This window comes from Pseudomonas sp. FW300-N2F2, from assembly GCF_017351655.1.
Lineage (GTDB): Bacteria > Pseudomonadota > Gammaproteobacteria > Pseudomonadales > Pseudomonadaceae > Aquipseudomonas > Aquipseudomonas fluorescens_AA.
The window spans coordinates 513,522-540,292 of sequence record NZ_JACNDQ010000004.1 but is presented as its reverse complement, the minus strand read 5'-3'; the positions used below and the strand labels follow the sequence as shown (position 1 = coordinate 540,292).

The window sequence follows — 26,771 nt, the reverse complement described above, 5'->3', positions numbered from 1 at the left end:
CGTATGTGGGGGTTCCTGCAACACATGTCGTACTGGGACTGGCTGGCGCTGGGCGTCATCCTGCTGATCCTTGAAGTGTTCGGCGCCGGTGGTTACCTGCTGTGGATCGGCATGGCCGCCGCGGCAGTCGGCGTGCTCACGTTCTTCCTGCCGCAGATGCCGTGGGAGCTGCAGTTCCTGTTGTTCGGCCTGTTCGCCATCGCCACGGCACTGTACTGGTGGCGACGCCAGCGCAGCGCTGTGCGCCAAAGCGATCAGCCGCACCTGAACCTGCGCGGGCAGGAACTGATCGGCAAGGTCTTCCTGGTGCATGAAGCGATTGTCGATGGCCGCGGCAAGATCAAGGTGGCCGACAGTGTCTGGCTGGCCAAGGGGCCCGAGTCGTCCATTGGCACGCGGGTCAGGGTGGTGGCGCAGGAGGGCGCGGTGCTGCAGGTGGAACGGGCTGACTGACAAGTCATGGAACTGAATCGAGACGCAGGTAATCCAACGTCATAGTTAACCCAGTGGAGTCACCTATCATGCGTCTCAAACTTGCTGTCGCTACCCTAGCCTTGCTGTCTCTTCCTGTTGGCTCGGCAATGGCCGACACGTTTTGGCGTAACGTCATCTCGTCCGGTGCGACCACCGGTTCCACCTATCTGACCTTCAAGGATCACAAACTGATCGTCGCCGCCCAGGACGATGCCGGTAGCTTCGTCGCCAGTGATGGCGGTATCCGTGGCCCTTATCTGGAAGCGGCTATGCAGAAAGTGCGTGCCGACAACCCAGGCCTGCAAGCCACCGACATGGAACTGGCCAACGCGATCCTGGCAAAAAACGCCGTCGCCCAGGACTGATGCCCGGCCAATGAAAAATGCCGCTCGATGAGCGGCATTTTTTTGCCCGGTGAAAATCCCCCCTGTGGGAGCGAGCTTGCTCGCGATAGCAGAGTGTCAGCCCACATCAATGCCGCTGATCCACCGCTATCGCGAGCAAGCTCGCTCCCACAGGTGCAGTCGTCCTTATTCGCCGATGGCAGCCTTGTAACCCGCCGCGTCCAGCAACTTGTCCAGCTCAGCCGTGTTGCTTGGCTTGAGCTTGAAGATCCAGGCGCCGTACGGATCGGAGTTCAGCAGCTCAGGCGAACCGCCCAACTCCTCATTGACCGCGATCACTTCACCTGCGATCGGGGAATAGATATCGGAAGCGGCCTTGACCGACTCCACCACGCCGGCCTGGGCGCCCGCCTCAAAGACCGTGCCGACCTCGGTCAGTTCGACAAACACCACATCGCCCAAGGCTTCCTGCGCGTGGTCGCTGATACCCACGGTAACGGAGCCGTCGGCCTCCAGACGCGCCCACTCATGGCTTTCGGCAAAACGCAGTTCGGCAGGGATATCGCTCATATTCTGTGTCCTCAATAGAAAGTGTCAGCGGCCAGCGGCCCGCCGCAAAAGGTTAGATCAGGGTTTTGCCATGGCGGACGAAGGTCGGTTTGACCACCCGTACCGGGTACCACTTGCCGCGAATTTCTACCTCGGCACGGTCGGCGGTTGCCATCGGAACACGTGCCAGGGCGATCGACTTGCTAAGCGTAGGAGAAAAACTACCACTGGTGATCTCCCCTTCGCCAACATTGGCGATGCGAACCACCTGATGGGCGCGCAAAACACCCCGCTCCTCCAGCACCAGCCCGACCAGTTTGTGCTGCACACCGCTGGCCAACTCGGCCTCCAGCGCACTGCGCCCGATGAACTGACGGCTCGCCGGTTCCCAGGCGATACTCCAGGCCATGTTCGAGGCCAGCGGGGAAATATCCTGATGGATATCCTGGCCGTAGAGGTTCATGCCGGCCTCCAGGCGCAAGGTGTCGCGGGCGCCGAGGCCGATGGGCGAAATGCCAGCGCCGACCAGGTCGTTGAAGAAACTCGGGGCCTCCTGGGCGGGCAGGACGATTTCCAGGCCATCTTCGCCGGTGTAGCCGGTCCGGGCGATGAACCATTCGCCGTCGGCGCGCCCTTCGAAAGGCTTGAGTTGCTGGATGATTTGCCCACGGGATTGCGTGACCAGCTCGGCAATCTTCTGTCGGGCGTGGGGGCCCTGGATCGCCAGCATCGCCAGCTCGGGGCGCTCATGCAGTTGCGCGTCGTAGTCACCGAGTTGTGCCTGCATCCAGGCCAGGTCCTGATCGCGGGTCGATGCGTTGAAGACCAGGCGATAACCGTCTTCGACACGGTAGATGATCATGTCGTCGACGATGCCGCCGCGCTCATTGAGCATCGCGCTGTACAAGGCACTGCCTGTGTCTTGCAAGCGGTCGACGTCATTGGCCAGCAAGCGCTGCAGCCAGACCTTGGCCTGGGGGCCGGCGACGTCGATCACGGTCATGTGGGATACATCGAACACACCGCAGTCGCGACGCACCTGATGGTGTTCTTCGACCTGCGAGCCGTAATGCAAAGGCATATCCCAACCGCCAAAATCGACCATCTTCGCGCCAAGGGCGAGATGAAGGTCATACAGAGGCGTACGCTGTCCCATGGGTTTCTCCTTCCGGGCTTGGCGAAGGTGCGGACGGACACTGCGTAGCGCGAACGTCTGAAAAAAGGAGTTTTCTGACGCTCTCAGTTGCCCGGTCCGACAGACGGACCGCACCGAATGCCGCGCATTGTAGCCGCATGAGGTAGGACTGGCACCTAGCTGTTTCGATGGGCCGAACGTCGTATCAATCCGATGACCGGCAACAGCCCCACCAATACCAACGTCAGCGCCGGTAACGCGGCCCGGGCCCACTCCCCTTCGCTGGTCATCTCGAAGATCCGCACTGCCAGCGTGTCCCAGCCGAACGGGCGCATCAGCAACGTCGCGGGCATTTCCTTGAGCACATCGACGAACACCAGCAACGCCGCGCTCAAGGTGCCGGGCAACAGCAACGGCAGATACACTTTGAAAAACAGTCGCGGGCCACTGACCCCAAGGCTGCGTGCCGCTTCGGGCAAGGACGGACGAATGCGCGCCAGGCTGCTCTCCAACGGCCCGTAGGCCACGGCCAGGAAACGCACCAGGTACGCCAGCAACAGCGCCGACAGGCTGCCCAGCAACAATGGCTTGCCTGCACCGCCGAGCCAGGTCGACAGCGGGATGACCAGCTCACGGTCCAGGTAGCTGAACGCAAGCATGATCGACACCGCCAGCACCGAACCGGGCAAGGCATACCCCAGGTTCGCCAGGCCGACGCCGGCACGAATCGGACGGGTCGGCGCCAGCCGCCGGGCGAACGCCAGCAGCAAGGCCACACAGACGGTGACCAGCGCCGCCAGGCCGCCCAGGTAGAGGGTATGGACAATCAGCCCGGCATAACGCTCATCCAGGTCGAAACGACCGCGTTGCCAGAACCACACCACCAACTGCAGCACCGGGATGACAAACGCGCAGGCAAATACCAGGAAGCACCAGCCACTGGCCGCCACGGCCTTGAGGCCGCGCAACGTGTACAACGCCTTGACCCGGGGCCGCTCGTTACTGGTCCGGTGAGCGCCGCGGGCCCGGCGTTCGCCGTAGAGCACCAGCATCACCGCCAGCAACAGCAGGCTGGCCAGTTGGGCAGCGCTGGAAAGGCTGAAGAAGCCGTACCAGGTCTTGTAGATGGCGGTGGTGAAGGTGTCGAAGTTGAACACCGACACCGCGCCGAAATCCGCCAGGGTTTCCATCAGCGCCAGCGCCACGCCCGCACCGATGGCTGGCCGGGCCATCGGCAGCGCCACGCGCCAGAACGCCTGCCACGGCGACTGCCCCAGCACCCGGGCAGCCTCCATCAAGCCCTTGCCCTGGGCCAGGAAGGCACTGCGCGCCAACAAATAGACATAAGGGTAAAAGACCAGCACCAGCACCAGGATCACCCCGCCGGTGGAACGAACCCGGGGCAGGCGCAGGCCGCTGCCGAACCATTCACGCATCAGCGTCTGCACCGGACCGGCGAAATCCAGCAGGCCAACGAAAACGAACGCCAACACATAGGCCGGAATCGCGAACGGCAGCATCAACGCCCAATCGAGCCAGCGACGTCCCGGGAATTCACACAGGCTGGTGAGCCAGGCGAGGCTGACACCCAGCAAGGTCACTCCGACACCCACGCCAATGATCAAGGTGAGGGTGTTGCCCAACAAGCGCGGCATCTGCGTATCCCACAAGTGGGACCAGATTTGCTGGTCGATGCTCTGCCAGGACAGCAGCAAGACACTCAAGGGCAACAGGACCAGCGCAGCGATGGCGAAGACCAGGGGGTACCAGCGGCGTTGGGCGGGGTGGGCCAAGGGGAGCTCTCGTTCAAATGATGATGCCCGCGCATTGGCGCGGGCATCTATTTTATAACCACCACAGGGAATCGTGTCTGGCTTGGGGTTAATTCCAGCCAGCGCGATCCATCATGCGAATGGCTTCGGCCTGGCGTTTACCCGCGACTTCCACCGGCAAGGTATCGGCCTTGAACGCACCCCAGGCCGCCACTTCCTTGGACGGCTCGACCTTCGGGTTGGCCGGGAATTCCTGGTTCACGTCGGCGAAGATGCTTTGCGCTTCTGGTGTGGTCATCCACTCCACCAGTTTCTTGGCGGCATCCGGATGCGGCGCATGCTTGGTCAAGCCAATGCCCGAGAGGTTGATGTGCACGCCGCGATCAGCCTGGTTCGGCCAGAACAGCTTCACCTTCAGGTCCGGCTTCTGCTGGTGCAGGCGGCCATAGTAGTAGGTGTTGACGATACCGACATCGCACTGGCCAGCATTGATCGCTTCAAGCAATGCGGTGTCATCGGAGAACACGTCGGTGGACAAGTTCCTGACCCAGCCCTTGAGGATTTCCTCGGTTTTTTCCGCACCGTGGGTTTCGATCAGCGTGGCGGTCAGGGACTGGTTATAGACCTTTTTCGAGGTCCTCAGGCACAGACGGCCTTCCCACTCTTTGCCGGCCAGCGCTTCATAGGTGGTCAATTCGCCCGGTTTAACCCGGTCGGTGGAATAGACAATGGTCCGCGCCCGCAGGCTCAAGCCGGTCCAGGCGTGGGACGAGGCGCGGTATTGGGACGGGATGTTGGCGTCGATCACCGGGGAGGTGAACGGCTGGAGAATGCCCATCTGCTCGGCCTGCCAGAGGTTGCCGGCATCGACGGTGAGCAGCAGGTCGGCGGTGGCGTTCTCGCCTTCGGCCTTGATCCGCTGCATCAACGGCGCTTCCTTGTCGGTGATGAACTTCACCGAGACGCCGGTTTTCTGGGTGTAGGCATCGAAGACCGGCTTGATCAGTTCATCGATACGCGAGGAGTAGACCACCACCTCATCGGCGGCCTGGGCGGCAGTGGTGCCGATCAGGGTCAAGGCGAGGACGGACAGCAGGCGCTTGGTTGCCAACATGATAGCGGTCTCTGGATGGCGAAAGAGGCGCAAATGATAAGGACTCACATTTGGCATCTCAATCGAACAGTGGGCGGACACATTTCCAAATGTTGCACAGATGGAGTGAGGTGGCTGTGACGGCCTCATCGCGAGCAAGCTCGCTCCCACATTCGAACCGGTGACGACTGTGGGAGCGAGCTTGCTCGCGATGAGGCCATGAGCCCCAACCCACATCTCAGGCCTTGGCCAAATCCGGCAAGTCCCCACTCAACCCCAGCGCCTCGCGCACGAACAAGGCCTTGGCCTCAGGCAGGCGGTCCACCAGCTTCAGCCCGGTGTTGCGCAACCAGCGCACCGGCAGCGGATCGGCCTGGAACAACCGCTCGAAGCCCTCCATCGCCGCCATCAGCGCCAGGTTGTGAGGCATGCGTCGGCGCTCGTAGCGGCTCAACACCTTCACGTCCGCCAACCGCTCGCCACGGCCGGCCGCGTGCAACAGCACTTCGGCCAGCACGGCGGCGTCGAGGAAGCCCAGGTTCACCCCCTGCCCGGCCAATGGATGGATGGTATGGGCCGCGTCGCCGATCAACGCCAGCCCGTCGGCCACATAGCGCTTGGCATGTCGCTGGCGCAGCGGCACGCACAGGCGCGGGTCGGCGCTCAGTACCGGGCCAAGCTGGCCTTCGAAGGCGCGTTCCAGTTCGTTGCAGAACTCGCTGTCATCGAGCGCCATCAGGCGCTGCGCTTCTTCGGGGGTGGTGGACCAGACAATCGAGCACCAGTCGTGCTGGCCATCACGCTCAAGGGGCAGGAACGCCAGCGGGCCGTTGTCGGTGAAGCGCTGCCATGCCGTCATCCGATGCGGCCGGGTGCTGCGCACGCTGGTGACGATGGCGTGGTGCAGGTAATCCCATTCACGCGTCGCCACGCCGGTCAGGCGGCGCACAGCGGAATTCGCGCCATCGGCGGCAATGACCAGGGGCGCCCGCAACGTGCGGCCGTCGGCCAGGGTCAGCAGCCAGTCGTCGCCAGAACGACGCATCTGCTCCAGCCGGGCGTTGGCCAACAAGCCCAGGTCGCAGTCATGCAGGCGGTCCAGCAGGGCATCCTGCACCACGCGATTTTCCACGATGTGCCCAAGCGTCTCGGCATGCAGGCTGGCCGCGGAAAAATGGATCTGCCCGGTGCCACTGCCGTCCCAGACGTGCATGTCGGTGTAAGGGCTGGTACGCCGGGTGGTGATGCCCTGCCAGACGCCCAGGCGATCGAGGATCCGCTGGCTGGCCGTCGACAAGGCACTGACCCGGGGCTCGAACGCGGCCTGGGGATCGAAGGGCTTGACGCTCATCGGGCTGCCGTCGAGCAACAACACTTGCAGGCCACTGCCCTGCAACGCCAGCGCCAGGGCGCTGCCGACCATACCGGCGCCGACAATCAGCAGATCTGCACGCAATTCCATGCTCTAAGCCTGTTTTGCGGGCGACATCAGCCGCCCATGAAAAGAAATGACCACCCCAGCCTCAAGCATCGGGACGCGTCCCCAGCCCCATGGCCTGGCGGGCGAACCAGCGCTTGGCCGGCGGCAGCAGGTCGAGGCCCAGCAAGCCGAGGTTGCGGCCCAGGGACACCAGCGGCAGGCTGCTGCCGAACAGCCGCGTGACCTGGTCGGAGAAGCCCACGGTCAGGGCCTGGTCCATGCGCTGGCTCTCGCGGTAGGCTTGCAACACGGCAAAATCCCCCGGCTCGCGATCGCTGTCGAGCAAGGCATCGGCCAGGGCCTGGGCATCGCGCAGGGACAGGTTGAACCCCTGCCCGGCAATCGGATGCAGGCTGTGGGCAGCATTGCCCAGGATCGCCAGGTGCGGACGGACCTGCTCTTCGGCCTCCACCAGCGCCAACGGGTACAGGTGCCGTACACCCACCTGCTTCAGCGTCCCCAGGCGATAACCGAACACACCCTGCAATTCGGCGAGAAAGCTGCGCTCGTCGAGGGCCGCCAGCCGTTGCGCGTCCATGCCCTGGCGGGTCCAGACCAGCGCGCAACGATTCTCCGGCAGCGGCAACAAGGCCATCGGGCCGTCATCGGTGAAGCGTTCGAAGGCCATGCCATTGTGGGCTTCGCTGGGGGTGATGTTGGCGATCAAGGCGCTCTGGTCATAGGGACGACTGCGTACGCCGACGCCCAACTGCTCGCGCAGGCTGGAGCGACCACCATCGGCCAGAACGGCAAGGTCGCACTCCAGGGTGGTTTCGTCGTCGAGGGTCAGGCGATAACCGCCGACCAGTGGCTCCATACGCGTAACCTGCGCCGGGCAGCGCCAACTGACCACCTCCGGGTCCAGGCCTTGCCACAGGCACTGGCCGAGCCAGGCGTTTTCCACCACGTAGCCCAGCGCCGGCACGCCCTCTTCCATGGCCGAGAGCCGCGCCGTGGAAAACCGTCCGCGATCGGACACATGGATCTGCTTGATCGGTTCGGCACGACGGGAAATCTCCTGCCAGACACCCAAGCGTTGATAAATCTGCCGGGCACCGTAGGACAACGCCGAAGACCGGGCATCGTAGCTTGGCTGCCAGGCGTCGCCGGGGGCGAAGGGCTCGATCAGGATGATCCTCCAGCCCCGGGCCTTGGCACCGGCCTGCATGGCCAGCGCCAGGCTCGCGCCGACCAGGCCACCGCCAATGATCGCCAGACTGACCCGGCTCATGCCGCTTGCGTCCGGGCGGCGGCCATCAGGGCCTCGATGTCGGCGACCGTTTTCGGCACGCCTCGGCTCAGGATTTCACAACCGGTTTTGGTCACTACCACGTCATCCTCGATGCGCACGCCAATGCCGCGCCATTTTTTCGCGACACTGCGGTTGTTCGGGCTGATATAGATGCCCGGCTCCACCGTCAGCGTCATGCCGATTTCCAGGACCCGCCACTCGCCGCCAACCCGGTATTCGCCCACATCATGCACGTCCATGCCCAGCCAATGGCCGGCGCGGTGCATGTAGAACGCCCGGTAGGCCTCGCTGGCAATCAACTCGTCCACCTCACCCTCCAGCAGCCCCAGGTGCACCAACCCTTCGGTTATGACCCGGACCGTCGCTTCGTGGGCCTGGTTCCAGTGCTTGTCCGGTGCGATCTGGGCAAACGCGGCTTCCTGGGCGGCCAGCACCACTTCGTAGATCGCCTTCTGCTCGGGCGAAAACTTGCCGCTGACCGGCCAGGTACGGGTGATATCGCTGGCGTAGCAGTCGATTTCACAGCCGGCATCGATCAACACCAGGTCGCCGTCCTTGAGCAGCGCATCGTTCTGCTGGTAGTGCAGGATGCAGCTGTTGCGCCCCGCCGCGACGATCGAGCCATAGGCCGGCATCTTCGCCCCGCCCTTGCGGAATTCATAATCGAGCTCGGCCTCCAGGCTGAACTCGTGCAACCCCGGGCGCGCCGCCTGCATCGCCCGGATGTGCGCCTGGGCGGAGATCCGCGCCGCTTCGCGCATGACCTTCAGTTCCGCCGCCGATTTATACAGGCGCATATCGTGCAGCAAGTGATCCAGGGCAACGAATTCGTTCGGCGGCTGGGCGCCGAGGTGGGCCTTGGAGCGAATCACGTTGATCCACTCCATCAGGTGCCGGTCGAACTCCGGGTTGCTGCCCATGGCCGAATACACCCGGTCGCGGCCTTCGATCAGGCCCGGCAGGATGTCGTCGATGTCGGTGATGGGAAACGCGTCGTCGGCGCCGAAGTCACGGATCGCCCCTTCCTGGCCCGCGCGCAGGCCGTCCCACAACTCACGTTCGGCGTTGCGCTCGCGGCAAAAGAGGATGTATTCGCCATGGGCGCGGCCGGGCATCAGCACCAGCACCGCTTGCGGCTCGGGGAAGCCGCTGAGGTACTGGAAGTCACTGTCCTGGCGGTAGACATGCTCGACGTCGCGGTTGCGGATCGCAACGGCGGCGGCGGGCAGGATTGCGATGCTGTTGGGTTCCATCTGCGCCATCAGGGCCTTGCGGCGACGGCTGTATTCCGATTTCGGGATATGAATCATGGGCAGACGGGGTTCCCTCTGAAATTCAATGCAAGGACGGCTTGGGAGCCGCTGCATCGGTTTTCTTGGTCTCTGTGAACAGTAGCAATGGTGCGACCCGCAGGTACTCCATCACTTCCATGTAGTCGCTTTCGCCGTCATCGGACTCCTCCAGGGCATCCTGGACCTGGGAGATCGCGGCCAAGTCCTGCAGCACTTCCTTGGCCTCTTCGCTCAGCGCGTATTCGCGGCGGGTGAGGCCGAAGCCGGCAAGGAAGCCCTGGCACCACTGGCCCAGCGCCGCGGCGCGTTCGGCCAGGGGGGCGTCGTCGGTGGGCAGCAGCAGGACGACGGTCATGTCATCGCTGGTCAACTCACCCTTGACCATTTCCTGCAGGCCGATCAGCGCGTTACGGACGTTGTCCGCCGGCTCGCCTTCCAGCAGCTCGGCGGCGTCGGCCAACCAGCCGTCGGCATCGAAACCGGCGCCGGCGCAACTGCGGCCGAGCAACAGGCCATGCAGTTCGGCAGGCGATACAGGGTGACCGCTGGTGCTCAGCAGGGTGGCGAATGCTTGATACGGGGAATTCTGAATGGGCATGGGCAGCTAGGCGCCAGACGGCGCTATGTCTAGAATGGAGGCCTTGTATCCTACATCGACAGACTCGCCAAGACTATCAGAGGCTGTGCGACCCACATCCCTCCATCAGACACATTCTTCAGTGGACACAATGGAAGACACCGACCTGCAAGCGCTGATGGCCAGACTCGAACTGCTAATTGACCGGGTCGAGCAACTTAAGAGCCAAAACGGACTCCTATTAGCTCAGGAAAAGACCTGGCGCGAGGAACGCGCGCACCTCATTGAAAAAAACGAAATCGCCCGGCGTAAGGTCGAATCGATGATTTCGCGCCTCAAGGCCCTGGAGCAAGACTCATGAGTTCAAGCAATAGCGTTACCGTGCAGATCCTCGACAAAGAATATTCGATCATCTGCCCCCAGGAAGAGCGCAGCAACCTGGTGAGCGCCGCCCGTTACCTGGACGGCAAGATGCGCGAAATCCGCAGCAGCGGCAAAGTCATCGGCGCCGACCGCATCGCCGTAATGGCCGCCTTGAACATCACCCACGACCTGCTGCATCGCCAGGATACGCCGGACGTACAGGTCAGTGGCTCGACCCGCGAGCAGGTACGCGACCTGCTCGATCGGGTGGATCTGGTGCTCGCCACCGATCCAGACGTCAGCAAGGGCTGATTCGCGAGGCTGCCTGGGGTATACTCGCCTCACTCCCTGGGGTGCTTGCCAGTTGGTGATGTCCCTGAGCCGATACGCACAACCACGGGGGTTGCACGTTGGGGCCGGTGTGCATGTCCGCTTGACGGAAAGCCTTAACGCCTCCTGCAACTTCCACCTTGAACTTTCGGGTTCAAGGGCTAAGCCGACAGCGGTTCATCCGGGGAGCCTGACTCCAGACAATGCCAGTCCATGTGGACTGGCATTGTCGTTTCCGGGCGCAGGCATTTCTGAGCGTCCTGTTTTGCGGTTACGCTGTACGGCATCGCCACTGCGTGAAGCCTCGACATGACTGAACCCGCGCTGCTGCCCCGCCCGCAACTTCGCCGCCTGCTACGCCAGGCCCGTCGCGCCCTGACGCCCGCCCAGCAACGGCAAGCCGCCCGCGGGCTGTACAAACAACTGGCCCAGCATCCATTGTTCCGCCGTGCGAAGCACATCGCCCTGTACCTGCCCAACGATGGCGAGATCGACCCGCGCCTGCTGCTGCGCGCGGCCCAGCGCCGGGGCAAGGCCACCTATCTGCCGGTGCTCAGCCCGTGGCCGCAGACCAAGATGGTGTTCCAGCGCATCCACCCCGGAGAAAAAATGCAGCCCAACCGGTTTCGCATCCCCGAGCCACGCAAGAACATCGCCCGACAACGCAAGGTCTGGACGTTGGACCTGGTGTTGTTGCCATTGGTGGGGTTTGACGATGCGGGAGGTCGACTGGGCATGGGCGGCGGCTTTTACGACCGCAGCCTGGCGTACCTGGCGCGACGCAAGCAGTGGCGCAAGCCAACGCTGCTGGGGCTGGCCCATGAATGCCAGAAGGTCGAACGATTGGCGCAGGCAAGCTGGGACGTGCCGCTACAGGGAACGGTCAGCGACAGGCAATGGTATATCGCGGGGTTGACGCCGCGGTAATCAGCGGCGCCTGGAAAGCAGGTTCAGCGCTTGAGCGATGGCGCGGGCTGGGTGATATCCACCGGCGCATCGGTCTTGTTGGCCCACAGGCTCTGGGCGTAACCCGTGGTCACGACACCCAGACCGAACAGAATGACCAAGATCCACAACAAATCCGGTTTGCGTTTCATCGATTGCCCCCCTCAAGGCATATCACACACGATGACAGCAGCGGTTTTCTTATTGGCCGTGCAGCAGCGTCAAGCTTGGAAGGCCGGCATTTTGCGGCAACCGGCCCCGACACGCAAATGCTGGCGTCAACCGACCGTCGGTTTGTCATAAAATCGCTGAACTATTTTTTCAACACCGCCAAGGAGTAGCAATCATGGCCTATTGGCTGATGAAATCCGAGCCCGACGAACTGTCCATCCAGGGCCTGGAAAAGCTCGGCCAGGCCCGCTGGGACGGCGTTCGCAACTACCAGGCACGCAATTTCCTGCGGGCCATGGCGGTGGGTGACACGTTCTTTTTCTACCATTCCAGTTGCCCCGAGCCAGGCATCGCCGGGATTGGCAAAATCATCCAGGCGGCCTACCCCGACCCAACGGCCCTGGACCCCGACAGCCCCTACTTAGACCCCAAGGCCGGCCCGGATAAAAACCCCTGGACCGCGATCGACGTGGCGCATGTCGAGACCTTCCCCCGTGTCCTCAAGCTCGACTACCTCAAGCAACAGACCGCCCTGGCCGAGATGCCGCTGGTGCAGAAAGGCTCGCGGCTTTCGGTGATGCCGGTGACCGCCGAGCAGTGGGCGGCAGTGATTGCCCTGCGCTGAACATCCATGTATTGATGGATATCAAGCTGGGGCGGTAGCGGATCCAGCAAACTGGACGCTACAGCCGCAGGATGCCGGACATGTCGACGCCCCCTCATACCTCTCGTTTCTTCGCCCTCGCCCTGCTGGCGGTCCTGTTGGCCGCCGGCGGGTTCGGCTACTGGAAGTCTCGACATGACCGCCTGCCGGAAGGCCTGAGCATGGGCAACGGGCGCCTCGAAGCCACCGAAGTCCAGATCGCCAGCAAGACCCCCGGTCGCCTGGCCGAAGTGCTTGCCAATGAGGGCGACAAGGTCGTCAAAGGCCAGCTACTGGCGCGCATGGACACCCGTACCCTGGAAGCCCAGCGCAACCAGGCCGAAGCCGAAGTACTGCGGGCCCGGGAAAATTTCGCGGCCACCGAGGCCAATGTACAGCTGCGCCAGAGCGAACAATTGCTCGCCCACCAGGAACTCCAGCGGACCCGGGAACTGTTCAAGCGTGGTTTTGCCAGCGGCCAGGTCATCGACCAACAGCAGGCCCGAATGGACACTGCCAACGCCGCGGTCAATGCGGCCCGGGCTCAGGTATCGGCGGCAAACGCCGCCATCGGCGCGACCCTCGCCCAGGTGGCCCAACTGACCAGCGAAATCGACGACAGCCGCTTGCGCGCGCCCATCGACGGCGTGATCCAACTGCGCCTGGCCGAACCGGGCGAAGTACTGGGCGCTGGTGGGCGGGTGCTGCTGATGATCGATCCGAACGACCAGTACATGAACCTCTACCTGCCGGCGTCCGTGGCCGGGAAACTGGCGGTAGGCGACGAAGCACGAGTACTGCTCGACGCCTTGCCCGAGCGTCCGCTGCCGGCCACGATCAGCTTCGTCGCGGCAAAATCCCAGTTCACCCCCAAGGAAGTCGAAACCCGTGACGAACGCCAGAAGCTGGTGTTCCGCGTCAAGGTACGCCTGACCCGGCCCGGCGAGGTGCCCCAGGCCAAACCCGGCATGCCGGGTGCCGGCTACCTGCGCACGGCCCCCATCGACTGGCCGGCCAACCTGCAATGAACGCCGGCGGCGGCGAACCGGCGCTGCGCGCCTCGGGCCTCAAGCACCGCTACGGCGCCCATGCCGCCCTGGACGACATCGCTTTCCATCTGCCCGCCGGTACTCGCTGCGGCCTGATCGGCCCGGACGGGGCCGGCAAGTCGAGCCTGCTGGGATTGATTGCCGGGGTGAAGAAACTCCAGCACGGCGAACTGGACGTACTGGGTGCATCGATCGAGGACCGGCATCATCGCAACACCCTCTACCGACGTATCGCCTTCATGCCTCAAGGACTGGGGGGCAACCTTTATCCTGATCTGTCGATACGCGAGAACATCCGGTTTTTCGGCACGCTGTTCGGACTATCGCGGGCGGAATGCGAACAACGCATGGGCACGCTGCTGCTGGCGACCGACCTGCAGCGTTTTGCCGACCGCCCGGCGGGCAAGTTGTCCGGTGGCATGAAACAGAAGCTCGGCCTGTGTTGCGCACTGATCCACGAGCCGGACCTGCTGATTCTCGACGAACCCACCACTGGCGTGGACCCGCTGTCGCGGCGACGCTTCTGGGAACTGATAGAAGACGTGCGCCGCCAACGACCGCAACTGACCCTGCTGGTCGCCACGGCCTACATGGAAGAAGCCGAACAATTCGAGCATTGCCTGATGCTCGACAACGGTCGCCTGATCGCCCAGGGATTGAGCGCGGACCTGGCCGCTGTCACGCCGGACGGCAAGCTCGACTCGGCCTTCACCCATTTCCAGGGCGACAGCGGTCGCGACGCCGAGCCGCTGACGATCCCTCCCAGGGGCGACAGCACCGCCGACATTGCCATCGAAGCCCATGACCTCACCTTGCGCTTCGGTGATTTCACCGCGGTCGATCACGTCAGCTTCGCGATTGGTCGTGGTGAGATTTTCGGTTTCCTGGGCTCCAACGGTTGCGGCAAGACCACCACCATGAAAGTGCTGACCGGGCTGATGCCTGCCAGCGAAGGCAGCGCCCGCCTGCTGGGCAACCCGGTCAACGCCAAGGACCTCGCCACTCGCAAACGGGTGGGCTTCATGTCCCAGAGCTTCTCGCTGTATGGCGAGCTGAGCGTGCGCCAGAACCTGACCTTGCACGCCAAGCTGTTCGACCTGCCCAAGACCGAAAGCACCATCCGCATCGAAGACCTGATCCAACGTTTCAAGTTGCAGGACCTCGCCGACCAGCCTTCCGGGGCATTGCCCCTGGGCCTGCGCCAGCGTTTGTCCCTGGCGGTGGCGGTGCTGCATCGCCCGGAAGTGCTGATCCTCGACGAGCCGACCTCCGGCGTCGATCCGGCCGCCCGGGATGACTTCTGGCGCCTGCTGATAGAGTTGTCTCGCGAACAGGGCGTGACGATTTTCCTCTCCACGCACTTCATGAACGAAGCCCAGCGCTGCGACCGTATTTCGCTGATGCACGCCGGCAAGGTCCTGGCCTGCGATACGCCTGCGGCCCTGCAGGCGCAGTTCAACGGCCAGACCCTGGAAGCCGCGTTCGTCACCTGCCTGGAACAGGCCCAGGGCGAGGCACAGCAAGCCTCCACCCCCGTGGCCCTCGACCAGGCCGACACCCCGCGGGACCGGCACGGCCTCAGCCTTGGTCGCCTGTTGGCCGTCGCCAGCCGAGAAGGCAAGGAACTGTTGCGGGACAAAGTGCGAATGGCATTCGCCCTGCTCGGCGCCCTGTTCATGATGGTGATCTTCGGCTACGGCATCTCCCTGGACGTGGAAAAACTCGCCTTCGCCGTGTTCGACCAGGATCAGAGCCCACAAAGTCGCACCTACCTGGAGGCTTTTCGCAGCTCGCGCTATTTCGAGGAGCAACCGGCTATCCGCGACGCCAACGAACTGCATCGACGCCTGCAACGCTCGGAAATCAAGCTGGCCCTGGAAATACCGCCCGGTTTCGGTCGCGACCTGTACGCCGGCCGGCAGCCCACCGTCGGCGCCTGGCTGGACGGCGGCATGCCATTCCGCGCCGAGACCAGTCGCAACTACGTTGAGGCCGTGCACCAGGCCAACCTCGAGCAATGGGCCGAACAGAGCAGCCCGGCGCGCAACCCGCACACCGCGGCCAAGCTGGAAACCCGGTTTCGCTACAACCAGGACGTGGTCAGTGTGAATGCCATCGGGCCGGGGGTCATGGCACTGATCCTTGCGTTCATTCCCGCCATGTTGACGGCCCTGGGCATCGTGCGGGAGAAGGAGCTGGGCTCGATCACCAACTTCTACGCCACACCGCTGACCCGCCTGGAGTTCCTGCTGGGTAAACAGGCCCCCTACCTGGTCATCAGTCTGGTCAACCTGGCCCTGCTGACGGCCATGAATCGCTGGTTGTTCGGCGTGCCGTTCAAGGGCAGCGGCCTGACGCTGGCACTGGGCGGCCTGCTCTACGTGCTGGCGACCACCAGCATGGGCTTGTTGATCTCGGCGTTCACCCGCACCCAGATCGCAGCGATCCTCGGCACCATGATCATCACCAGCCTGCCGACCATCCAGTTCTCCGGGCTGATCGTGCCGCGCTCGTCCCTGGAAGGCGCAGCGTCGGTGATGGGCCAGTTGTTCCCTGCTGGCCATTTCCTGGACATCGCCGTCGGCACCTTCACCAAGGCCCTGGATCTGCGCCAGCTATGGCCGCAATGCCTGGCGTTGTTCGGGTTCTTCCTGGGGTTCACCGGGCTCAGCCTGGTCATGCTGAAGAAGCAGGAGGCCTGATGCGCACGCTTTCACACATCTGGCGCCTGGGCCTCAAGGAACTGACCAGCTTGCGGCACGACTCTGTCCTGCTGCTGTTTTTGGCCTACGCCTTCACCGTGGCGATCTATATGCCGGCCGCAGGCTCGGTGATTGGCGTTCACAACGCCAGCGTGGCGGTGGTGGATGAAGACCAGAGCCACCTCTCGCGCCAACTGGCCCAGGCCCTGCAACCGCCGGAGTTCCAGGCCCCGATGGCGCTGCCCTATGCCGAACTGGACAAGGTCATGGACAGTGGCCGCTACACCTTCGTCATCAACGTGCCCGCCAACTTCCAGGCCGACCTGCTTGCCGGACGCGAACCGGCGTTACAACTGAACGTCGATGCCACGGCCATGAGCCAGGCGTTCATGGGAGCCGGCTACATCGGGCGGATTTTCCAACAGCAATTGCTGACCTACAGCGGCCAGGCACAAGCGAGCGAGCAAACGCCCATCAGGCTGACCACCCGTGCGCTGTTCAACACCAACCTTGAGGGCGGATGGTTTCTGGCGGTGATCCAGATCGTCAACAACATTACGATCCTGGCCATCATCCTGACGGGAACCGCCCTGCTGCGCGAGCGCGAGCACGGCACCCTCGATCACTTGCTGGTGCTGCCACTGACGGCGCTGGAGATCATGCTGGCGAAAATCTGGAGCAACATGCTGGTGGTCGTGCTGTGCACCTGGGTGTCGCTGGAGATCATCGTCAAGTTCGCCCTGGGTGTGCCGCTGGCCGGCTCCATGTTGCTGTTCCTGCTGGTGACGGCGCTCTACCTGTTCGCCAGCACCGCCCTGGGTATCTTTCTCGCCACCCTGGCGCGCTCGACACCGCAGTTCGGCTTGCTGTCGATCCCGGTGATCATCCCGATGCTGTTGTTGTCCGGCGGCAGCACTCCGCTGGACAGCATGCCGCAATGGCTGCAATGGGTGATGCAAGGCTCGCCTTCGACCCATTTCGTCAGCCTCAGCGCGGCGATCCTGTTCCGTGACGCAGGGGTTGGCGTGGTCTGGCCAGACCTGTTGGCACTGGCGGTCATCGGGCTGTCGTTCTTCGCTATCGCCCTGGGGCGTTTTCGTAAAAGCCTGGCCTCTTGATAAAAAAAAGCCTTGGACAGAGCCTGGAAACCCAGGCCCTGTCCAAGGCTGTGTGCCAGCGCTTATTGAATGATCAGGTTGTTGAACAACAGATCGTCCACCATCGGCTTGCCGGTCTCGTCGTTCATCACCTGCTGGGTCTGCTTCAAGGCTTCCTGACGCAGCTTTTCCTTGGCTTCGAGGTTGTTCATCGTCTCGGTGGTCTGCTGGGCGAACAACGCCACCAATTGGTTACGAATCAGCGGCTCGTTGGCCTTGACCGCCGCAGCGGCGGCGTCACCGGTCACGCGCAGGGCCACATCGGCCTTGTAGACCTTCAGCTTCGCCGTGCCGTCCAAGCCATAGTTGCCCACGAATGGCGGGCTGAGGGTGATGTAACTGACTTTCGGTGCCTCGCCCTCTTTCGCTTCCTTGGCCTCTTCGGCCATTGCCGCCACAGGCAACGACAGGGCCAGCATCAACATGATCCGCGCTTTCACAATTGACTCCTCATCCGATTTGCGGCCCAGCATACCGCCCCACCGTTCAAGCACAAGCTTATGGCCGGCTATCAGGGCGGGGCATGCTCGTTGACCCGTTGTCTCTCACACCTACACTTATCGGCCATCACTCCCAAAGGAATAGCCCTGATGAAAGCCGTACTGTGCAAAGAATTCGGCCCAGCCGAATCGCTGGTGCTGGAAGACGTCGCCAGCCCCGTCGCCAAGAAGAACGAAGTGCTGCTGGACGTGCACGCCGCCGGGGTGAATTTCCCTGACACGCTGATCATCGAGGGCAAATATCAATTCAAGCCCCCCTTCCCGTTTTCCCCCGGTGGCGAAGCCGCGGGCGTGGTCAGCGAGGTGGGTGAGAAAGTCAGCCACTTGAAGGTCGGCGACCGGGTGATGGCGCTGACCGGCTGGGGCAGCTTTGCCGAACAAGTGGCGGTGCCGGGCTACAACGTGTTGCCGATTCCCGCGTCCATGGACTTCAACACCGCCGCCGCCTTCAGCATGACGTATGGCACCTCGATGCACGCCCTCAAGCAACGGGCCAACCTGCAACCCGGCGAAACCTTGCTGGTGCTCGGCGCCTCCGGTGGCGTTGGCCTGGCGGCCGTGGAAATCGGCAAGGCCATGGGCGCCCGGGTCATCGCCGCCGCCAGCAGCGCGGAGAAACTTGCCGTGGCCAAGGCAGCCGGCGCCGACGAACTGATCAACTACAGCGAAACCAGCCTGAAGGATGAAATCAAGCGCCTTACCGACGGCCAGGGCGCCGATGTGATCTACGACCCGGTGGGTGGCGACCTGTTCGACCAGGCCATCCGCGCCATCGCCTGGAACGGCCGGCTGCTGGTGGTGGGCTTTGCCAGCGGGCGCATCCCCGAACTGCCGGTGAACCTGGCGCTGCTCAAGGGCGCCGCCGTGGTGGGCGTATTCTGGGGCTCCTTCGCCCAACGCCAACCCCAGGACAACGCCGCCAACTTCCAGCAATTGTTCGGCTGGTTCGCCGAGGGCAAGCTCAAGCCGCTGGTGTCGCAGGTATACCCGCTGAGCAACGCGGCACAAGCCATCAATGATCTTGGCCAACGCAAGGCGGTCGGAAAAGTGGTGGTCCAGGTTCGCTGACTGCTTACCCGAACTGTTTCATACCGGGCCGCAACCCTGCGACCCGGTTTCGCCATTCCCACGCCGCCCATCATTTATACCTGAGCGACATGTTCATAAAAGAACACGATGTCGCCAACATTCCTGCTTTTTTGTTGATGCGAACCGATGCTATTTTCGGTAACGAAACTGTAACATTCGCATCCGCAGTCAAAACAAGAAATCTGGAGCTCTTGAATGTTTGCTTTCTTTCGTCCCGCCACCCATCAGGCTCCATTGCCTGAAGAAAAAATAGACAGCACCTACCGACGCCTTCGCTGGCAGATCTTCGCCGGGATTTTCATTGGGTATGCGGGTTACTACCTGCTGCGCAAGAACTTCTCCCTGGCCATGCCGTACCTGATCGACGAGGGCTATACCCGTGGCCAGTTGGGCCTGGCCATGTCGGCCATCGCCATTGCCTACGGGCTATCGAAGTTCCTGATGGGCCTGGTGTCCGACCGTTCCAACCCGCGCTACTTCCTGCCCTTCGGCTTGTTGGTATCGGCGGGGGTGATGTTCGTGTTCGGTTTCGCGCCCTGGGCAACCTCCAGCGTGACCATGATGTTCATCCTGCTGTTCATCAACGGCTGGGCCCAAGGCATGGGTTGGCCGCCAAGCGGACGGACCATGGTGCACTGGTGGTCGCAGAAGGAACGTGGCGGCGTGGTCTCGGTGTGGAACGTGGCGCACAACGTCGGCGGCGGCCTGATCGGCCCGCTGTTCCTGCTGGGGATGGGCTGGTTCAACGACTGGCACGCGGCATTCTATGTGCCCGCTGCCGTAGCGCTCGCCGTTGCGGTGTTTGCCTTCGTGACCATGCGCGACACGCCGCAATCCGTGGGCCTGCCGCCCATCGAGAAATACAAGAACGACTACCCCGAAGGCTACGACGCGAGCCACGAGAACGAATTCAGCGCCAAGGAAATTTTCGTCAAATACGTGCTGCGCAACAAAATGCTCTGGTACATCGCCATGGCCAACGTCTTCGTCTACCTGCTGCGCTACGGCGTGCTGGACTGGGCGCCGACCTACCTCAAGGAAGCCAAGGGCTTCACAGTGGACAAGAGTTCCTGGGCCTATTTCTTCTACGAGTGGGCGGGCATTCCCGGCACGCTGCTGTGTGGCTGGATGTCGGACAAGATCTTCCGTGGCAACCGTGGCCTGACCGGCATGGTGTTCATGGCCCTGGTGACCGTGGCCACGCTGGTGTACTGGCTGAACCCGGCCGGCAACCCGACCGTCGACATGATCGCCCTGGTTTCCATCGGCTTCCTGATCTACGGCCCGGTGATGTTGATCGGTTTGCAGGCATTGGAACTGGCACCGAAGAAAGCCGCCGGTACAGCTGCCGGCTTCACTGGTCTGTTTGGTTACCTGGGTGGCTCGGTCGCGGCCAGCGCCGCCATGGGCTACACCGTGGACCATTTCGGCTGGGACGGTGGCTTTGTGCTGCTGATCGGCGCCTGCCTGCTGGCAATGGCATTCCTCGCGCCCACGCTGTGGCACAAGCAAATAGCCAGTCAGAGCCGCGAAGCGGTCGCCTGATCCAGCGCTGATTGGCAGCGCTTGAGCCGCGCCTCCAGATTCCGGTCTGGCATGGCGTGGCTGCGCAGGGCGTGGACGGTCTGCTCGACGTAATCGCGAGTGGTGCCGTAACGCCCACAGGCGCTTTCGAACACCTGGCTCAGCACATGGTCCGGCACGTTGCCGGCATAGCTGGGCAGGTGCCGCTCCAGCACAAACCCCAAGGCTTGCACCCGGCTGCCATCCTCGAGACGGCAACTGAGCCAGTGCGGACGATAGGACGGGACCGGCATCTCGCGCTGCCACAGGGCAAACAGCGAGTCCTCGAGATTCTCTTCCGGCAATCGGTAGGCGAACCCGCTGCACGAACCGCCGCGATCCAGCCCGAACACCAGCCCCGGCAACTCCGGAGTGCCGCGGTGCTCATGGGACCACAGGTACAAACCGCGATGATAACCATGGACCCGACCGCGCATGCGCTGCACCGCCGTGCATTCCGGCCGCCAGATCAATGAACCGTACGCGAACAGCCAGACCGGACCGCCCTGGTGGAGACTCATGGTCAATTGCATCGAGGCGAGCAATTGCTCACGGGTCAGCTGCGGCCCCAGCTCGAGTCGTGGCGGGTACAAGGCACAGGTAATGGCGGATTCGATAGCGGTCATGGCCGGTAGCGGTTGGCTCCTCGCGGGTCGGAAAGTGAATGGGGCCCGTCATGGGGTTGACGTTTACAGGGATCAAGGCAAGTTAAATGCCATCCACTCCCTATATACGTTATCGGTATCTAGCCTTGAGACTAAATATCGAAACGAAATATATGCAGTTATATCGATGGGTGGACATGGGCTGTTGTGTGGCGAGGGCGCTTGCTCCCGCTGGACTGCATAGGAGGCGGTTGCTGCACAACCGAGCGGGAGCAAGCTCCCTCGCCACAAAAAGCGCACGATCCAGATCACAAAAGCGCATGAATCCAGATTTCAGGTCAGCCGCTAAGCCCGCGGCGCATAGGCAAACACATCGGCGCGCATCTGATGGGCGTCCATGCCGGCTTCTACCAGCGCATCGAGCGTGGCGTAGATCATGGCCGGCGAGCCGCTGGCGTAGACGTGCACGCCGGAAAGATCGCTGAGGTCCTCGCACACCGCTTCATGGAGCATTCCGCAGCGCCCTTCCCAACCGCACAAGTCGCTGACGACTTTGTGCAGGAACAGGTTCGGCAGTTTTTTCCATTCATCCCAATGCTCGATTTCATAGAAATCGTCCGGCCGCCGCACGCCCCAGTACAGATGCACCGGATGCTTGAAGCCCGCAGCACGACAATGCTCGATCAGGCTGTGCATCTGCGCCATGCCGGTTCCGGCGGCGATCAGCACCAACGGTCCGTCCGGCAACTCGGACAAATGCGTGTCGCCAAAAGGCATTTCGATGCGCACGCTGGGGTTGCGTTGCAGTTGTTCCAGCAGCGCCTGTGCACTGCTTTCGCGCACCAACACATGCAACTGCAGCTCGCGCCCGGAATGCGGCGCCGAGGCCAGGGAGAACGCCGATTTTTCGCCGTTTTCCCGTTCGATCATCAGATACTGCCCGGCGTGATAGCGCGGTGGCTTGCCCGCTGGCGCCCGCAAGCGCACTCGCCAGACATCGCCGCCCACGTCGGCGCACTCGATCACCTGGCACGCCAGGTTGCGTACCGGTAGCTCGCCCGGCGACAGCACGCCATCCCACAACACCACGCAATCCTCCAACGGCTCGGCGATGCACGTGAAGATCTCACCGTGATCGCGCACCTCGCCCGCCTGTTCCACACGGCCTTCCACCAACAACGCACCACAGACGTGGCAGTTGCCGTTGCGGCAGCTTTGCGGGCATTCATAGCCCAGGCGCCGCGCGCCATCGAGAATCCGCTCGGCGGGCCGTATCTCCAGCACCGCCCCGGAAGGCTGCAAGGTTACACGCATCAATCTATTCCTAACTGATTCCAGATGGCATCGATCCGTTGGGTAACGGCTTCATCCTTGACGATAACCCGGCCCCACTCGCGAGTGGTCTCACCGGGCCATTTATGCGTGGCATCGAGTCCCATCTTCGACCCCAGGCCAGACACCGGCGAGGCGAAGTCGAGGTAGTCGATAGGCGTATTCTCGATCATCACCGTGTCGCGCTTGGGGTCCATGCGCGTGGTGATGGCCCAGATCACGTCGTTCCAGTCCCGTGCGTTGATATCGTCGTCAGTGACGATAACGAACTTGGTGTACATGAACTGTCGCAAAAACGACCAGACCCCGAGCATCACGCGCTTGGCGTGCCCCGGATACGACTTCTTCATGGTCACCACGGCCATTCGGTACGAACAACCTTCCGGCGGCAAATAGAAATCGGTGATTTCCGGAAACTGCTTCTGCAGGATCGGCACGAACACTTCGTTCAGCGCCACCCCGAGAATGGCCGGCTCATCGGGTGGACGGCCGGTGTAGGTGCTGTGGTAGATCGGCTTGACCCGATGGGTGATGCGCTCGACGGTGAACACGGGGAAGCTGTCCACTTCGTTGTAGTAGCCGGTGTGGTCGCCGTACGGACCTTCATCGGCCATTTCGCCGGGATGGATCACACCTTCAAGAATGATCTCGGCGGTAGCCGGTACTTGCAAGTCGTTGCCACGGCATTTCACCAGCTCCGTGCGGTTGCCCCGCAACAGGCCGGCGAACGCGTATTCGGAAAGGCTGTCGGGCACGGGCGTGACGGCGCCGAGGATGGTCGCCGGGTCCGCGCCCAGGGCCACCGACACCGGGAAGGGCTGGCCGGGGTGTTTCTCACACCACTCACGGTAGTCCAACGCACCGCCGCGATGACTCAACCAGCGCATGATGACCTTGTTGCGGCCAATCACCTGCTGACGGTAGATGCCCAGGTTCTGGCGGTCCTTGTTCGGGCCTTTGGTGACGGTCAGGCCCCAAGTGATCAGCGGCCCCACGTCGCCCGGCCAGCAGGTCTGCACCGGGAGCATGGCCAGGTCGACGTCGTCGCCCTCGATGACCACTTCCTGGCAGATCGCGTCCTTGACGACTTTCGGCGCCATGGCAATGATCTTGCGGAAAATCGGCAGCTTGGACCAAGCGTCCTTCAGGCCTTTCGGCGGCTCGGGCTCCTTGAGGAAGGCCAGCAGCTTGCCGATCTCGCGCAATTCGCTGACAGCTTCGGCGCCCATGCCCAGGGCCACGCGCTCCGGCGTGCCGAACAGGTTCCCCAGCACCGGAATGTCATAACCCGTCGGGTTTTCGAACAACAGCGCCGGGCCTTTTGCGCGCAGGGTACGGTCGCAGACCTCGGTCATTTCCAGGACAGGAGACACCGGCACCTGGATGCGCTTGAGTTCGCCGCGCTGTTCCAGCCCGCTGATAAAGTCGCGCAAGTCGCGATACTGCATGCAAAAGCCTCATGGTGGCCGTGGCGTTCGGGGGCCCGAGTTTAACGCCGCCCGTCCAGAATAGTGAATGCACAGATAGCAAAAAGCCGGGTTTCCCCGGCTCTTGCTGGCCTGTCTTGGCGATTTACTTGCGTTTCATCGACAGGAAGAACTCATCGTTGGTCTTGGTCGTCTTCAGCTTGTCGACCAGGAACTCGATGGCGGCGACTTCATCCATCGGATGCAGCAGCTTGCGCAGGATCCACATGCGCTGCAACTCGTCGTCGGCGGTCAGCAACTCTTCGCGGCGCGTGCCGGAACGGTTGATGTTGATGGCCGGGAAGACACGCTTCTCGGCGATACGACGATCCAGAGGCAGCTCCATGTTGCCGGTGCCCTTGAATTCCTCGTAGATCACTTCGTCCATCTTCGAACCGGTTTCAACCAGCGCGGTGGCGATGATGGTCAGCGAACCGCCTTCCTCGATGTTCCGCGCGGCGCCGAAGAAACGCTTCGGTTTTTCCAGCGCATGGGCATCGACACCACCGGTCAGCACCTTGCCGGAGCTCGGGATCACGGTGTTGTAGGCACGGGCCAGACGGGTGATGGAGTCCAGCAGGATCACCACGTCTTTCTTGTGTTCGACCAGGCGCTTGGCCTTCTCGATCACCATTTCGGCAACCTGCACGTGGCGGGTTGGCGGCTCGTCGAACGTCGAGGCGACCACTTCGCCGCGCACGGTGCGCTGCATCTCGGTCACTTCTTCCGGACGTTCGTCGATCAGCAACACGATCAGGTGAACTTCAGGGTTGTTACGGGCGATGTTGGCCGCGATGTTCTGCAGCATGATCGTCTTGCCCGCTTTCGGCGGCGCCACGATCAGGCCACGCTGGCCCTTGCCGATGGGTGCGCACAGGTCGATGACACGACCGGTGAGGTCTTCGGTGGAACCGTTGCCGGCTTCCATCTTCATGCGCACGGTCGGGAACAGCGGGGTCAGGTTCTCGAAGAGAATCTTGTTCTTCGCGTTTTCCGGACGATCGAAGTTGATCGTGTCGACCTTGAGCAGGGCGAAATAACGTTCGCCTTCCTTCGGAGGACGGATCTTGCCAACGATGGTGTCACCGGTGCGCAAGTTGAAGCGACGGATCTGGCTCGGCGAGACGTAGATATCGTCTGGACCGGCGAGATAGGAAGCGTCTGCGGAGCGAAGGAAGCCGAAGCCGTCCTGGAGAATCTCCAGCACGCCATCACCGGAGATTTCCTCGCCGCTTTTCGCGTGCTTCTTGAGCAGGGAGAAAATCACGTCCTGCTTGCGCGAACGGGCCATATTTTCTATGCCCATCTGTTCGGCCAATTCGAGCAGTTCGGTAATCGGCTTTTGCTTGAGTTCAGTCAGATTCATATAGGAATGACGTAATCATTTATGGAGGGGGGAAATTAAGCTTTTGGCTTAATGAGGCCGCGCCGCAGAGAAGGCGACAGGATCGCGTACTTATTCGAAAGGAGAGCGTCGGCGACGGCTTGCAGGGGGCAATGGAGAAACCAGTGCGGGGCCGAATGTAACACCTGGGTTTGCAAGCGTCTAGCCCCGGATAACGAAAAAGCCCCGCGATTTGCGGGGCTTTTTCAGTGGCATTCGGCGCTTAGATGTTGGCGTCGAGGAAAGCAGCCAGTTGCGACTTCGACAACGCACCGACCTTGGTGGCTTCGACGTTGCCGTTCTTGAACAGCATCAGGGTCGGGATACCACGCACGCCGTGCTTGGCCGGAGTCTCCTGGTTCTCGTCGATGTTCAGCTTGGCAACGGTCAGCTTGCCCTTGTAAGTCTCGGCAATCTCGTCCAGGACTGGGGCGATCATTTTGCAGGGACCGCACCACTCAGCCCAATAGTCGACCAGTACCGCGCCTTCGGCCTTGAGTACGTCAGCTTCGAAGCTAGCGTCGCTAACGTGTTTGATCAGATCGCTGCTCATGGAAATCTCCGGGGTCATCAGCAAAAAAACGTGGCCCATCATAGCGGCCCTTCCCGGGTTCAGGAAGCCGCAGTTGATTGAGTCTCGCTATGGCGCAGGATGTATTTGAGTATGGCCCGGCTCATGAAGCCGTGGGCGCGACGAACGAAATCCCGGTACGCAGTGCAGCGTTACGTACATGTTCCTGCATGGCTTTTTGCGCGGCAGCAGAAGCCCGACGGGCCAGGGCGCGAAGGATCTTGCGGTGCTCCTGCCAGGTTTCCATCGCCCGCTCCGCCCGGATGAACGGTAGTTTCTGGCTTTCCAGGAAGATGTCGGCGCTGGCGGTAAGGATGCTCAACATCGCCTGGTTGCCGCTGGCCAGCAGGATTCGCCGATGGAATTCGAAATCCAGCCGCGCGGCGGCGTCGAAATCGCCGACCTTCAACTCCCGGCGCATGGCTTCGACATTGTCTTGCAACCGGTCGAGTTCATCGGCGCTGAGCGTCACCGCCGCCAACCCTGCCGCGAAGCCCTCCAGGGCGTAGCGCAACTGGAAGATGTCCACCGGCGAAGCCTGGGCCGCGAACGGCCAACCCGGCGCCGACTCGTTGCGCGGGGCTTCTACCGGCGCCTGCACGAACACCCCCTTGCCTGGCTGCACGCTGATCATGCCCAAGGCACTCAGGGAGGACAGCGCTTCGCGCAACGACGCCCGGCTCACGCCCAGTTGCAGCGCCAGGTCCCGTTGCGACGGCAACGCATCGCCTGGGCCGAAGCCTTCATCGACGATCAATTTGCGGATGGCTTGCAGAGCCACTTCAGGAACGGCACGAGCGATGGAATTCATGATTTTTTCAGACGAACCGGGCCAGTGAGCGGCTAGTTGTAAAGCTATTCGCCGCGCCCGGCAAGTCGTGCCCCAGCAGGGTTCGGCGACAAATGCCGACGCCCGATAACGGTGCGAAACAC

Annotated in this window: 27 protein-coding genes and 1 other RNA gene; 12 read left to right on the top strand and 16 right to left on the bottom strand. The window is 62.5% G+C overall.

Going from position 1 to position 26,771, the window contains the following annotated elements; translation table 11 throughout:
* The first annotated feature begins 3 nt into the window (after positions 1-3).
* Entirely contained in the window at positions 4-453 is a 450-nt protein-coding gene (locus tag J4E63_RS29080) for an NfeD family protein (RefSeq protein WP_207284053.1), read from the top strand.
* A 65-nt stretch (positions 454-518) separates the two neighbouring features.
* Positions 519-839 (top strand): DUF2388 domain-containing protein, encoded by a 321-nt coding sequence (locus J4E63_RS29075; RefSeq protein WP_170846005.1) that lies wholly within the window; start codon positions 519-521, stop codon positions 837-839.
* Between the two features lie 165 nt (positions 840-1,004).
* Here the strand turns inward: J4E63_RS29075 and gcvH are convergent, their stop codons facing one another.
* The 8 genes from gcvH to J4E63_RS29035 all read right to left on the bottom strand — a co-directional run bounded on the left by gcvH (position 1,005) and on the right by J4E63_RS29035 (position 9,989).
* Positions 1,005-1,388: a glycine cleavage system protein GcvH gene (gene gcvH, locus J4E63_RS29070; RefSeq protein WP_103311393.1), complete on the bottom strand. Its 384-nt coding sequence runs from the start codon at positions 1,386-1,388 to the stop codon at positions 1,005-1,007.
* A gap of 52 nt (positions 1,389-1,440) precedes the next feature.
* Positions 1,441-2,523, bottom strand: coding sequence for a glycine cleavage system aminomethyltransferase GcvT (gcvT, locus tag J4E63_RS29065; RefSeq protein WP_207284052.1), 1,083 nt, complete (start codon positions 2,521-2,523; stop codon positions 1,441-1,443).
* A gap of 155 nt (positions 2,524-2,678) precedes the next feature.
* A complete protein-coding gene (locus J4E63_RS29060; RefSeq protein ID WP_207284051.1) occupies positions 2,679-4,295 on the bottom strand; it encodes an iron ABC transporter permease in 1,617 nt (538 codons plus the stop codon).
* Between the two features lie 88 nt (positions 4,296-4,383).
* Positions 4,384-5,388, bottom strand: a complete 1,005-nt coding sequence (locus J4E63_RS29055; protein WP_207284050.1) for an extracellular solute-binding protein — start codon at positions 5,386-5,388, stop codon at positions 4,384-4,386.
* A gap of 217 nt (positions 5,389-5,605) precedes the next feature.
* Entirely contained in the window at positions 5,606-6,823 is a 1,218-nt protein-coding gene (locus J4E63_RS29050; protein WP_207284206.1) for a 2-octaprenyl-3-methyl-6-methoxy-1,4-benzoquinol hydroxylase, read from the bottom strand.
* Positions 6,824-6,890: 67 nt separating this feature from the next.
* Positions 6,891-8,078 (bottom strand): 2-octaprenyl-6-methoxyphenyl hydroxylase, encoded by a 1,188-nt coding sequence (ubiH, locus tag J4E63_RS29045; RefSeq protein WP_207284049.1) that lies wholly within the window; start codon positions 8,076-8,078, stop codon positions 6,891-6,893.
* Positions 8,075-9,409: a Xaa-Pro aminopeptidase gene (pepP, locus tag J4E63_RS29040; RefSeq protein WP_192262596.1), complete on the bottom strand. Its 1,335-nt coding sequence runs from the start codon at positions 9,407-9,409 to the stop codon at positions 8,075-8,077. The genes ubiH and pepP overlap by 4 nt, the downstream gene beginning before the upstream one ends.
* Positions 9,410-9,434: 25 nt before the next feature.
* Positions 9,435-9,989: a YecA family protein gene (locus tag J4E63_RS29035; RefSeq protein ID WP_060740134.1), complete on the bottom strand. Its 555-nt coding sequence runs from the start codon at positions 9,987-9,989 to the stop codon at positions 9,435-9,437.
* A 130-nt stretch (positions 9,990-10,119) separates the two neighbouring features.
* Here J4E63_RS29035 and J4E63_RS29030 point away from each other — a divergent pair, with 130 nt between their 5' ends.
* The 4 genes from J4E63_RS29030 to J4E63_RS29015 all read left to right on the top strand — a co-directional run bounded on the left by J4E63_RS29030 (position 10,120) and on the right by J4E63_RS29015 (position 11,588).
* Entirely contained in the window at positions 10,120-10,329 is a 210-nt protein-coding gene (locus tag J4E63_RS29030) for a TIGR02449 family protein (protein WP_003177365.1), read from the top strand.
* Complete coding sequence (locus J4E63_RS29025) at positions 10,326-10,643, top strand: cell division protein ZapA (protein ID WP_039590276.1); 318 nt, start codon at positions 10,326-10,328, stop codon at positions 10,641-10,643. Before J4E63_RS29030 ends, J4E63_RS29025 begins: the two co-directional genes overlap by 4 nt.
* 30 nt (positions 10,644-10,673) lie before the next feature.
* Positions 10,674-10,853: non-coding RNA, 6S RNA (gene ssrS, locus J4E63_RS29020), on the top strand.
* 117 nt (positions 10,854-10,970) lie between these two features.
* On the top strand, positions 10,971-11,588 hold the full coding sequence (locus J4E63_RS29015) for a 5-formyltetrahydrofolate cyclo-ligase (protein ID WP_103309018.1): 618 nt from the start codon (positions 10,971-10,973) through the stop codon (positions 11,586-11,588).
* 23 nt (positions 11,589-11,611) lie between these two features.
* On the opposite strand, the gene J4E63_RS29010 is transcribed toward J4E63_RS29015, so the two are convergent.
* Positions 11,612-11,758 carry a hypothetical protein gene (locus J4E63_RS29010; RefSeq protein ID WP_192262594.1) on the bottom strand — a complete coding sequence of 49 codons (147 nt, stop codon included), beginning with the start codon at positions 11,756-11,758 and terminating at the stop codon, positions 11,612-11,614.
* Between the two features lie 194 nt (positions 11,759-11,952).
* Here J4E63_RS29010 and J4E63_RS29005 point away from each other — a divergent pair, with 194 nt between their 5' ends.
* From J4E63_RS29005 to J4E63_RS28990, 4 genes are all read left to right on the top strand, one after another.
* Entirely contained in the window at positions 11,953-12,402 is a 450-nt protein-coding gene (locus J4E63_RS29005; protein ID WP_207284048.1) for an EVE domain-containing protein, read from the top strand.
* A gap of 80 nt (positions 12,403-12,482) precedes the next feature.
* Positions 12,483-13,448, top strand: a complete 966-nt coding sequence (locus J4E63_RS29000) for an HlyD family secretion protein (RefSeq protein ID WP_207284047.1) — start codon at positions 12,483-12,485, stop codon at positions 13,446-13,448.
* Positions 13,445-16,171, top strand: coding sequence for a ribosome-associated ATPase/putative transporter RbbA (gene rbbA / locus J4E63_RS28995; RefSeq protein WP_207284046.1), 2,727 nt, complete (start codon positions 13,445-13,447; stop codon positions 16,169-16,171). Before J4E63_RS29000 ends, rbbA begins: the two co-directional genes overlap by 4 nt.
* Entirely contained in the window at positions 16,171-17,289 is a 1,119-nt protein-coding gene (locus J4E63_RS28990) for an ABC transporter permease (RefSeq protein WP_207284045.1), read from the top strand. The genes rbbA and J4E63_RS28990 overlap by 1 nt, the downstream gene beginning before the upstream one ends.
* A gap of 62 nt (positions 17,290-17,351) precedes the next feature.
* Here the strand turns inward: J4E63_RS28990 and J4E63_RS28985 are convergent, their stop codons facing one another.
* Positions 17,352-17,768, bottom strand: coding sequence for a flagellar basal body-associated protein FliL (locus J4E63_RS28985; protein WP_060743112.1), 417 nt, complete (start codon positions 17,766-17,768; stop codon positions 17,352-17,354).
* A 150-nt stretch (positions 17,769-17,918) separates the two neighbouring features.
* On the opposite strand from J4E63_RS28985, the gene J4E63_RS28980 reads away from it, so the two are divergent.
* Together J4E63_RS28980 and glpT are read left to right on the top strand one after the other, a co-directional pair.
* A complete protein-coding gene (locus tag J4E63_RS28980; protein ID WP_092474748.1) occupies positions 17,919-18,896 on the top strand; it encodes an NADPH:quinone oxidoreductase family protein in 978 nt (325 codons plus the stop codon).
* A gap of 216 nt (positions 18,897-19,112) precedes the next feature.
* The gene (gene glpT / locus J4E63_RS28975) at positions 19,113-20,462 is read left to right on the top strand and encodes a glycerol-3-phosphate transporter (protein WP_207284044.1); all 1,350 of its coding nucleotides are present in this window, start codon (positions 19,113-19,115) and stop codon (positions 20,460-20,462) included.
* Here the strand turns inward: glpT and J4E63_RS28970 are convergent.
* The 6 genes from J4E63_RS28970 to J4E63_RS28945 form a co-directional block, all read right to left on the bottom strand.
* Entirely contained in the window at positions 20,438-21,106 is a 669-nt protein-coding gene (locus tag J4E63_RS28970) for a gamma-glutamylcyclotransferase (protein ID WP_207284043.1), read from the bottom strand. The two genes, glpT and J4E63_RS28970, sit on opposite strands and share 25 nt — an antisense overlap.
* 324 nt (positions 21,107-21,430) lie before the next feature.
* Positions 21,431-22,399 (bottom strand): CDP-6-deoxy-delta-3,4-glucoseen reductase, encoded by a 969-nt coding sequence (locus tag J4E63_RS28965; protein WP_060740125.1) that lies wholly within the window; start codon positions 22,397-22,399, stop codon positions 21,431-21,433.
* Positions 22,399-23,865 (bottom strand): 4-hydroxy-3-polyprenylbenzoate decarboxylase, encoded by a 1,467-nt coding sequence (gene ubiD / locus J4E63_RS28960; RefSeq protein WP_024619800.1) that lies wholly within the window; start codon positions 23,863-23,865, stop codon positions 22,399-22,401. Before ubiD ends, J4E63_RS28965 begins: the two co-directional genes overlap by 1 nt.
* A gap of 124 nt (positions 23,866-23,989) precedes the next feature.
* Positions 23,990-25,249: a transcription termination factor Rho gene (gene rho, locus J4E63_RS28955; RefSeq protein ID WP_003206716.1), complete on the bottom strand. Its 1,260-nt coding sequence runs from the start codon at positions 25,247-25,249 to the stop codon at positions 23,990-23,992.
* Between the two features lie 241 nt (positions 25,250-25,490).
* On the bottom strand, positions 25,491-25,820 hold the full coding sequence (gene trxA / locus J4E63_RS28950) for a thioredoxin TrxA (protein WP_003206727.1): 330 nt from the start codon (positions 25,818-25,820) through the stop codon (positions 25,491-25,493).
* A 121-nt stretch (positions 25,821-25,941) separates the two neighbouring features.
* Positions 25,942-26,649, bottom strand: a complete 708-nt coding sequence (locus J4E63_RS28945) for a FadR/GntR family transcriptional regulator (protein ID WP_092203218.1) — start codon at positions 26,647-26,649, stop codon at positions 25,942-25,944.
* Positions 26,650-26,771 lie beyond the last annotated feature (122 nt).

Bases quoted from the DNA above. Each gene is read 5' to 3' on its own strand.
- rho (WP_003206716.1), bottom strand. From the start codon at position 25,249: ATGAATCTGACTGAACTCAAGCAAAAGCCGATTACCGAACTGCTCGAA.
- gcvH (WP_103311393.1), bottom strand. From the start codon at position 1,388: ATGAGCGATATCCCTGCCGAACTGCGTTTTGCCGAAAGCCATGAGTGG.
- J4E63_RS28945 (WP_092203218.1), bottom strand. From the start codon at position 26,649: ATGAATTCCATCGCTCGTGCCGTTCCTGAAGTGGCTCTGCAAGCCATC.
- J4E63_RS29080 (WP_207284053.1), top strand. From the start codon at position 4: ATGTGGGGGTTCCTGCAACACATGTCGTACTGGGACTGGCTGGCGCTG.
- J4E63_RS29015 (WP_103309018.1), top strand. From the start codon at position 10,971: ATGACTGAACCCGCGCTGCTGCCCCGCCCGCAACTTCGCCGCCTGCTA.
- J4E63_RS29005 (WP_207284048.1), top strand. From the start codon at position 11,953: ATGGCCTATTGGCTGATGAAATCCGAGCCCGACGAACTGTCCATCCAG.
- J4E63_RS29000 (WP_207284047.1), top strand. From the start codon at position 12,483: ATGTCGACGCCCCCTCATACCTCTCGTTTCTTCGCCCTCGCCCTGCTG.
- J4E63_RS28970 (WP_207284043.1), bottom strand. From the start codon at position 21,106: ATGACCGCTATCGAATCCGCCATTACCTGTGCCTTGTACCCGCCACGA.
- ubiD (WP_024619800.1), bottom strand. From the start codon at position 23,865: ATGCAGTATCGCGACTTGCGCGACTTTATCAGCGGGCTGGAACAGCGC.
- J4E63_RS28990 (WP_207284045.1), top strand. From the start codon at position 16,171: ATGCGCACGCTTTCACACATCTGGCGCCTGGGCCTCAAGGAACTGACC.
- pepP (WP_192262596.1), bottom strand. From the start codon at position 9,409: ATGATTCATATCCCGAAATCGGAATACAGCCGTCGCCGCAAGGCCCTG.
- J4E63_RS29030 (WP_003177365.1), top strand. From the start codon at position 10,120: ATGGAAGACACCGACCTGCAAGCGCTGATGGCCAGACTCGAACTGCTA.
- rbbA (WP_207284046.1), top strand. From the start codon at position 13,445: ATGAACGCCGGCGGCGGCGAACCGGCGCTGCGCGCCTCGGGCCTCAAG.
- trxA (WP_003206727.1), bottom strand. From the start codon at position 25,820: ATGAGCAGCGATCTGATCAAACACGTTAGCGACGCTAGCTTCGAAGCT.
- J4E63_RS29025 (WP_039590276.1), top strand. From the start codon at position 10,326: ATGAGTTCAAGCAATAGCGTTACCGTGCAGATCCTCGACAAAGAATAT.
- J4E63_RS29055 (WP_207284050.1), bottom strand. From the start codon at position 5,388: ATGTTGGCAACCAAGCGCCTGCTGTCCGTCCTCGCCTTGACCCTGATC.
- J4E63_RS28980 (WP_092474748.1), top strand. From the start codon at position 17,919: ATGAAAGCCGTACTGTGCAAAGAATTCGGCCCAGCCGAATCGCTGGTG.
- glpT (WP_207284044.1), top strand. From the start codon at position 19,113: ATGTTTGCTTTCTTTCGTCCCGCCACCCATCAGGCTCCATTGCCTGAA.
- ubiH (WP_207284049.1), bottom strand. From the start codon at position 8,078: ATGAGCCGGGTCAGTCTGGCGATCATTGGCGGTGGCCTGGTCGGCGCG.
- J4E63_RS29035 (WP_060740134.1), bottom strand. From the start codon at position 9,989: ATGCCCATTCAGAATTCCCCGTATCAAGCATTCGCCACCCTGCTGAGC.
- J4E63_RS28965 (WP_060740125.1), bottom strand. From the start codon at position 22,399: ATGCGTGTAACCTTGCAGCCTTCCGGGGCGGTGCTGGAGATACGGCCC.
- gcvT (WP_207284052.1), bottom strand. From the start codon at position 2,523: ATGGGACAGCGTACGCCTCTGTATGACCTTCATCTCGCCCTTGGCGCG.
- J4E63_RS29010 (WP_192262594.1), bottom strand. From the start codon at position 11,758: ATGAAACGCAAACCGGATTTGTTGTGGATCTTGGTCATTCTGTTCGGT.